The 8862-nt window shown below is 44.7% G+C and carries 6 protein-coding genes; all 6 read left to right on the forward strand.

Going from position 1 to position 8862, the window contains the following annotated elements:
- Nucleotides 1-230: 230 nt before the first annotated feature.
- The 6 genes from IFO66_RS16760 to IFO66_RS16785 all read left to right on the forward strand — a co-directional run bounded on the left by IFO66_RS16760 (nt 231) and on the right by IFO66_RS16785 (nt 8674).
- On the forward strand, nt 231-1127 hold the full coding sequence (locus IFO66_RS16760; RefSeq protein ID WP_192026262.1) for a manganese catalase family protein: 897 nt from the start codon (nt 231-233) through the stop codon (nt 1125-1127).
- Nucleotides 1128-1268, forward strand: coding sequence for a hypothetical protein (locus IFO66_RS16765; protein ID WP_192026263.1), 141 nt, complete (start codon nt 1128-1130; stop codon nt 1266-1268).
- A gap of 480 nt (nt 1269-1748) precedes the next feature.
- Nucleotides 1749-2531, forward strand: coding sequence for a formate/nitrite transporter family protein (locus IFO66_RS16770; RefSeq protein WP_192026264.1), 783 nt, complete (start codon nt 1749-1751; stop codon nt 2529-2531).
- 582 nt (nt 2532-3113) lie between these two features.
- Nucleotides 3114-5471 carry a ribonucleoside-diphosphate reductase subunit alpha gene (locus IFO66_RS16775; protein ID WP_192026265.1) on the forward strand — a complete coding sequence of 786 codons (2358 nt, stop codon included), beginning with the start codon at nt 3114-3116 and terminating at the stop codon, nt 5469-5471.
- 265 nt (nt 5472-5736) lie between these two features.
- Nucleotides 5737-6768 carry a ribonucleotide-diphosphate reductase subunit beta gene (locus IFO66_RS16780; RefSeq protein WP_192026276.1) on the forward strand — a complete coding sequence of 344 codons (1032 nt, stop codon included), beginning with the start codon at nt 5737-5739 and terminating at the stop codon, nt 6766-6768.
- A 190-nt stretch (nt 6769-6958) separates the two neighbouring features.
- Complete coding sequence (locus tag IFO66_RS16785; protein ID WP_192026266.1) at nt 6959-8674, forward strand: ABC transporter ATP-binding protein; 1716 nt, start codon at nt 6959-6961, stop codon at nt 8672-8674.
- Nucleotides 8675-8862 lie beyond the last annotated feature (188 nt).

An 8862-nucleotide genomic window follows, 5' to 3' on the forward strand; every position in this document is an offset into this window, starting at 1 on the left:
CCGAATCTTTTCGATCTTTTCACTATTGTAAAAGACCCTAATATAGAGGTCAAACGTGACGGTTTGTAGGCTGCAAGCATAGGACATTCTGTCATACGCATAGGTCTAGAACCATGTATGATAATGAACTTTATTGAAGTGGCGTAACAAAAATAGCAGCAAGATTCGAACGGAATTTGGGGACGGTGACGAGCCGCAGCGATCCGATCCCTCATGAAGGAGGACTTCAGATGTTTAAAAGGATCAATCGACTGGCGATTGACTTGCCCGTCTTAAAAGAAGGCGACCCGAATGCGGCTGCCGCCGTACAGGAACTGCTCGGTGGACGCTTCGGTGAAATGTCTACCTTGAACAATTATATGTTCCAGTCGTTCAACTTCCGGCAGAAGCGAAAGTTGAAGCCTTTTTACGATATTGTTGCCAGCATCACAGCGGAAGAGTTCGGGCATGTCGAGCTTGTTTCTAATGCGATTAACATTGTGTTGTCAGGCAGCACAAAGGCTGGAAATCCGAACAAGACGCCTTTGCATGTAGGCATGAACGCCCGCAATACGTATCACTTTATCGCCAATGCCCAAACCACTGTCGTTGGAGATTCCATGGGCAGACCGTGGGCTGGAGACTATGTATTCAACAGCGGCAACCTCGTGCTTGATCTGCTGCATAACTTTTTCCTTGAATGTGGTGCCCGTACCCATAAGATGAGGGTATATGAAATGACAGATCACCCTACTGCCCGAGCCATGATTGGATATCTGCTCGTCCGTGGTGGCACCCATGTTCTTGCCTACTCGAAGGCATTGGAAATTGCAACAGGAGTCGATGTATCCAAAATGCTGCCGATCCCTAACCTGGACAATCGCGCCTTTGATACGGCACGCAAATTCGAGGATCAAGGGCTTGGTCGTATTCTGTACACCTGGAGTGACAATGACTACAAGGACATCGGGTTAATTTGGAGCGGCAAACATCCAGGAGACGGCAAACCGCTAGAAGTGAAGCAAGGCACACCAGAAGGCCACCCGATTCCAGACTTGGATGACTTGCCCGAAGAATTTGCTCCTGGCATTTCCAAAGAAGACTTTATGGCCATTGTGCGCCGTTTACAAAAGAACGCCGGATTGTAATTGTCATCAACAAAAATAATTAGCTCGGAGCACAGTGGTACTGGTGCTGGTGCTGGTGCTGGTACTGGTACTGGTACTGGTACTGGTACTGGTACTGGTACTGGTACTGGTACTCACGAATTCTACCACTATTGTGCTTAAATCATATTGTATGGACAAAAATGCAGGTATTTTAATGAAAAAACGTCATTTGAAGATAAAAATGGACAAATGTGCAGTTATTTTTCTAAATTAGTAGCTGAAATGGCTAATGACAGAAAAATAACTGCATTTTTGCGGATAACAGCCTAAATAAGTGCATTTACCAAAGAAATAACTGCATAATTGCCACTGTTCGCTACACGACGAGTACTTTAATACATTGATGTATGGTAGCAGCCTAGTCCTTTCCTCTGTAATGAAGCAGCTTGCAGCTAGTTGCTGAGTACAACTAATGCTTGGTAGCTAGTCATGAGTTCGCGAGCTCTACTTCTTATCACTAAAGTTCGAGACAATTCCATCCGCATTGTAATACACTAAAAACTACTAAAAAGCGATAGTAATGCTAATAGATCATTTTCAAATCTTCAATATGAACTACTATTATCCTATTATCTGTAAATGAAAAAGCGAGGGGTCACGATGTTTCAGCCAACGATTGAACAGATTAATGAAGCTGTAGAAACAAAGAAGAATCTTATGAAATCAAGCCTTGCACGATACTGGGTAGCAGCGATGCTCGCAGGCGCTTACGTTGGCTTTGGCATTATGCTAATTTTCAAAATTGGCGGCCCTTTTATGGCGGCGAACTCTCCCGCCACTTCCGTTATTATGGGAGGCTCCTTCGGCATCGCACTAACGTTGATTATATTTGCAGGGGCGGAGCTACTAACGGGCAACAATATGCTGTTTACGGTAAGCAGCCTGTCGAAGAGAACACCTTGGTCTGTTACATGGAACAATTGGGTCATCGTGTTCTTCGGCAATTTGGCTGGAGCTGTCGTATTTAGTTTACTCATCTATGGTACAGGCATTTTCGGAAAAATTGCGCCTGATCATCTACTATTTACGACTGCAGCAGCAAAAATGAATATGCCGATCCATGAGCTATTTTTCCGAGGCATATTGTGCAACTGGTTAGTTTGCTTAGCGATATGGACATCGATGCGTGCAAAGGATGACATCGCAAAGTTAGTTCTTATTTGGTGGATGCTGTATGCCTTTATCGCCACAGGCTACGAACACAGTGTTGCTAATATGTCTTTGCTAACCTTATCACTTTTATTGCCGCAGCACCCGGATTCCATTACATGGGGTGGCTGGTTGTACAACATGATTCCGGTTACGGTTGGTAACGCCGTTGGTGGAATTGTATTTGTCGGCATGGCTTATTGGTATATTAGTAATAAACATACAGTAAAGTGAACACGCAACTACTTGCATTTCATCCCTAAAAATGTCTCATAGTAATGCTCATCATTTCCAAAAAAAATTTCTCTCGAATTAAAGCCAATAACACCAAAGGTTTAACCCATTATGGTATGATTAATGTCACTCAGTCCTATTTACTTCCCCTTATTTCATGTAGTATATTAACAACTTGATTACTGATAGAAATGAACAATCTTATCTACCTCGCAGGGAGTTCAACATGCATGATTGTAAAGAAATGAAACCTTGCCAAGGTCACGTTATGACTCAGACAAGCTGTCACCGAATAGCCCACCAAGTCAACGTTAATGATTAACACTGCCCTTTGGGGATAAGGGTACATTCAGTATGCGCAATTTATAACAATAGTACGCCTCTTTGCGGCTGACATCTGTTCGGAACAATCCGGCAGTTACATGTATGCAGCAAAGAGGCTTCCTTATGACTCATGACGGACGGTTAGAACGCTGTCTTATGCTTAACGCCTACTACCAGAAGGATTAGCTAAATGACAGCTTATGATATGGATGTACATGAAGCAGGATAGTACGGATTTATGTGGAGGAGGAACAACCTATGTATTCAACCAATACTGCTCATACCGTGCAGACGGTACTTAAGCCGAATAATCGCTCACTCGCCTTCGATGCCAATCGTATCCGTGTATACGGCGAACGTCTTATGGAGGATTATCCGCATCTTGATGTCGAGCGCTGGCACCGCAGTGTACTAACGAAGCTTCGTTCTTCAAGTGTACAAGCTGCGGAAATTACACAAGCTTGCATTATGTCTGCGCTGGAGCTCGTTTCCCGTGAAGAGCCAGACTGGAAGTTCGTCGCTGCACGTTCTCTATTGACGAAGCTGTACAAAGAAGCAGCTGTACATCGTAACTACAAAGCTTATCCAGATAAGCCTTATGGTGATTTCTATAAATTGATCAAACGTCTCGTTGATATTGGCGTATACCGTCAAGAATTGCTCGATGCCTATACACCTGAGCAAATTGCTGAGCTCGGTGCAGCGATTGAGCCTGTATGTGATGAGTTGTTCGACTATATCGGCCTTCTGACGCTTCGTGAGCGCTACTTGGCTACAGACTTCGATGCTCGTACGATGGAGCTTCCACAAGAGCGCTACATGATTATCGCGATGTACTTGATGTATCAAGAGCCAGCGGAGCGCCGCGTAGAGCTTGCTAAAGAAGCGTACTGGGCAATGAGCAACTTATACATGACAGCCGCAACGCCAACGATGGCGAATGCTGGTAAGAAAGTCGCTGGCCAGCTTTCCAGTTGCTTCATCGATACGATCGACGATTCCTTGGAAGGTATTTTCGATTCCAATACAGACGTAGCTCGTCTTAGCAAAATGGGCGGCGGTATCGGCGTTTACTTAGGTAAAGTTCGTGCTCGTGGTTCTGATATTCGCGGACATAAAAATACAAGCTCGGGCGTAATCCCATGGATTCGCCAGCTGAATAATACAGCAGTAAGCGTTGACCAATTGGGTACACGTAAAGGTGCAATTGCTGTTTACTTAGATGTGTACCATAAAGATATTCTGTCCTTCCTCGACTTGAAGTTGAATAACGGGGATGAGCGCATGCGTGCGCATGACATTTTCCACGGGATCTCGATTCCGGATCTATTCATGGAAGCTGTGGAGAAACGTGAAGACTGGCACCTATTCTGCCCGCACGAAATTAAGAAAGTAATGGGTTGGACAGATGCGAATGGTCGACCGCTTGGCTTGGAAGACTTCTATGATGAGAAGTTCGGCGAAGGCACATTCCGTGAAAAGTATGCTGAGGCTGTAGCTAACATTCAGTTGTCCCGCATTACTTTGCCAGCTATCGACATTATGAAGCGCGTATTGAAATCTCAGCTTGAGACAGGTACGCCATATATGTTCTACAAAGACGCTGCAAACCGTGCGAACCCGAACAAAGGTCACGGTATGATTTACAGCTCTAACTTGTGTACAGAGATTTTCCAAAACATGTCCGCTACGGTTGTTGAGCACGAAGAGCTCGTAACGAAAGACGGTCAAACACGTATCGTGATTACGAAGACACCTGGTGACTTTGTTGTGTGTAACTTGAACTCCATTCACTTGGCACGTGCGGTACGCGCTGACGTACTGGACCGCCTAGTGCCAATTCAAGTTCGTATGCTCGACAACGTTATCGACATTAACAATATTGAAGTATTGCAAGCACAGCACACGAACCGCCGCTACCGTGCAATCGGTCTTGGTACATTCGGTTTGCATCACTTGCTTGCACTTGAAGGGATCGCTTGGGAATCCGACAAAGCGGTTACGTTCAATGACAATCTTTATGAGCGCATTAACTTCTTGGCTATCCGCTCCAGCATGGAGTTGGCGAAGGAAAAAGGAACGTACGAGCTCTTCCCTGGTTCTGAGTGGGAAAATGGCCGTTACTTCGATGATCGTGAATACACAACAGGTACTCGTGTTGGTGAATTCATTACGACTGAGCAATGGCAGCAGTTGGCGGCAGAAGTTCGTGAGAACGGCATGCGCAATGGTTGGCTAATGGCAGTAGCGCCGAATGGTTCTACATCCATTATTGCAGGTTCTACAGCAAGTATTGACCCTGTGTATGAGCTTCTTAGCTACGAAGAGAAGACAACTTATAAGATTGCAAATCCGGCTCCAGACTTGTCCGACAAGACGATGTGGTTCTACAAGACGGCATTCCGTCTTGACCAACATGCATCTATCCGTATGGCAGCTGCTCGTCAGCGCCATATAGATCAAGGCCAAAGCTTCAACTTGTACGTTCGTCCTGACATTCGTGCAGTTGAGTTCCTTGAGCTTCACCTTCACGCATGGCGCGATGGCATGAAGTCCACGTACTATGTACGCAGCCAAGCATTAACAGTTGAAGAATGTGAGTCTTGCAGCTCTTAATTGAGAGAGATCATTTTACGATTTCATTAGTAAAATGAATGCAATCCATCATAGTTCACACTTTTAAACGAACACGTATATATGATAATAGGGCACAATGAGTTACTGGCTACCGCCTTTCCCTCTTGTGCCCTTCCTTTGGACAAACGGTTTCGCATTCGAAACTTTATGATATATGTACGATGCTTTCCTAATTCATTCTATTATTAATTATTATTGTTACGCAGAAAGGACGTGCTCCTTCATGAGCTTGTTAGAACAAGATTTGAAGCGCCAGTCGATCTTCAATACATCCGCACCTAACCAATCCACTCGTATCATTATGGGTGAATGTTCCGGTATTTTGAACTGGGACGATATTCGTATGCCTCATATGTACAAACTATATAAAGTATTGTTATTGAACCATTGGATCGCAGACGAAATTCCAATGAACAAAGATGCACAGCAGTTTGCATTGTTGTCTGAAGAAGAGCGTCGTGCATTCAAAATAAACATCTCCCTACTTGCTGTACTTGACTCCATGCAGACGATGTACGTAGGCGACGTGAAGCAGTACTTTACAGACTCTTCACTTGAAGCAATTTCTGCAATTATCGCACAGCAAGAAGTTGTTCATAACCAATCATATTCTTATGTTCTTTCCTCTATCGTGTCAGAGCAAGAACAGAAAGAAATCTTCGAGTACTGGAAGCACGATGAAGTATTGCTTGAGCGCAATCGCTTTATTGCTGATATTTATCAGTCTTTCCGTAACAATCCGACTCCGCAAACGTTCTTCGAATCGTTGGTTGCGGACTTGATTCTTGAAGGTATCTTCTTCTATTCAACGTTTGCCTTCTTCTACAACATGGCACGCGACCAGAAGATGATGGGCACAAGCCAAATGATCTCTTACATTCAACGTGACGAGAATCAGCACTGCTACTTCTTCGGTGAAGTGTTCAAGCAGTTGATGCGTGACTTCCCAGAATTGGATACAGAAGCAAACCGCAAATTTGTATATGACACAATTGAGCGTGCTGTACAGTTGGAGACAAATTGGGCACATTACACGCTCAAAAATATTAGCGGTATTGACCTTCGTGAGTTGTCTGACTACATCAAGCATATTGCGAACCGCCGCCTTGCTCTCATGGGTATGGACAAAGCTTATGAAGGCGTTGACGTCAACTGTATGCCTTGGATCAAGCCATTCTCTGATGAAGCATTGAACGCAACGAAGACGGACTTCTTCGAAGCGAAGTCCCGCACGTACGCAAAAGCTGGCGACGACAATGGGTTCGACGAGCTGTAATTATTTATCGTTTATATAATACGAAGAGAGCAGGTCACAAACGTGGCGCTGCTCTTTTTTATAGTAACATCTTATCAACATCCTATAGATTTGTAGACATCCTTTACAATTGATGCTACCATTGATAACGATTATCAACTGATTACTTTCAACCTCTTGCACAACAGCCAAAGGAGTGAACCGAATTTCCATGTTAAAACGATTTTTCTCGTACTACCGGCCTTATCGCGGTTTGTTTATACTCGACTTTTCCTGTGCTGTGATCGCTGCGCTCTTAGAGTTGGGCTTCCCTCTCGTCGTTAATAGAATCATAGATGATCTACTTCCAAGTAATAACTGGTCATGGATCGCATGGGCATGCTTCGGGCTGCTCGTCTTGTATATCATTAATACAGGACTCAATTATGTAGTAACGTATTGGGGACATAAGCTTGGCATCAATATAGAAACGGATATGAGGAAAAAGTTGTTCGAGCATATCCAGAAGCTGTCCTTCCGTTACTTCGATAACAACAAGACAGGTCATACGATGTCTCGTATGACGAATGACTTATTTGAAATTGGTGAGGTGGCACATCACGGTCCCGAGGATATTTTCATCGCGATTATGACCTTGATCGGCTCTTTTACAATTATGTTGTATATGAATGTTCAGCTGGCACTAATGACGTTTATTATCGTGCCATTCATGGCATGGCTCGTCGTCGTTTGCAATAAACGTATGACTGTAGCGGCTGACCGTATGTTCTCCGATATTGCCGACTTCAACGCGCGCGTAGAAGATAGTGTTGGCGGTATCCGCGTTGTTCAAGCGTTTGCAAACGAAGAACATGAGAAGAAGCAGTTTGCCGTCAACAATATGCGTTTCCGTGAAGCGAAGCTGATGGCCTACAAAATAATGGGCTTCAATATTTCGACTAGCTACTTGCTTATGCGATTAGGAAATCTATTTGTACTGATTTCAGGAACATGGTTCGTTATTCAAAATAAGATTACGTACGGTGAGTTTGTTGGCTTCCTGTTACTTACGAACGTGTTCTTTAGACCGATTGAGAAAATTAACGCGGTTATCGAAAGCTATCCAAAAGGTATTGCCGGATTCAAAAGATATCTCGAAATTATCGATACAGAGCCTGATGTAGCAGATATGCCAGATGCGATTGAGGTCGCTCATCTAAACGGGAACATTCGTTATGACAATGTTACGTTCGGTTACGAAGGACATGCTAATGTTCTCAACCAGATTAACTTGACGATTCATGCAGGTGAAACGATTGCATTTGTCGGTCCGTCAGGCGCTGGTAAGACAACGCTGTGCAGCCTGCTCCCCCGCTTCTACGAACGAAATGAGGGCAGCATCACGATTGATAACATCGATAGTCGCGACATGACCTTGACAAGCTTGCGTCGCCAGATCGGTATCGTTCAGCAGGATGTGTTCCTATTCGCAGGAACGATCCGGGAAAATATCGAGTACGGCAAGCTTGGCGCAAGCGATAAGGAAATTATGGAGGCAGCTCGTCGTGCGCGTTTGGACGACTTTATTCGTTCACAACCAGATGGTTTGCTAACGCTCGTTGGTGAGCGAGGCGTGAAGCTCTCTGGTGGTCAGAAGCAGCGCTTAGCGATAGCACGAATGTTCTTGAAAAATCCGCCGATTCTCATTTTAGATGAAGCCACTTCCGCGCTTGATACCGAGACAGAACAGGCGATTCAGCAGTCGTTGGCGGAACTGTCTGTTGGACGTACGACGCTTGTCATCGCTCACCGATTAGCGACGATTAAGAACGCAGATCGTATCGTCGTTGTTACGGAAGATGGCATTTCTGAGCAAGGTAAGCATGAAGAGCTTGTAACCGCGGGCGGAATATATAGCCGTTTGCACCATGCTCAGTTTAGCTCTTAGAATTAGAATTTCGGAAATTACGAAGGTTCCTGTTACAAAAGGTTACAAAAGGTAATAAGACCAACGATCGAGTAGGAGGGGGCGCCTAGCCCCCGTCCTCTCACACCACCGTACATGCGGGTCCGCATACGGCGGTTCCAAAAGGTTAACAAAGTTCTACATAACGAGTAAGTAAACTTCTCAGCCCT

Source organism: Paenibacillus arenosi (assembly GCF_014841135.1).
Taxonomy (GTDB): domain Bacteria; phylum Bacillota; class Bacilli; order Paenibacillales; family Paenibacillaceae; genus Paenibacillus_B; species Paenibacillus_B arenosi.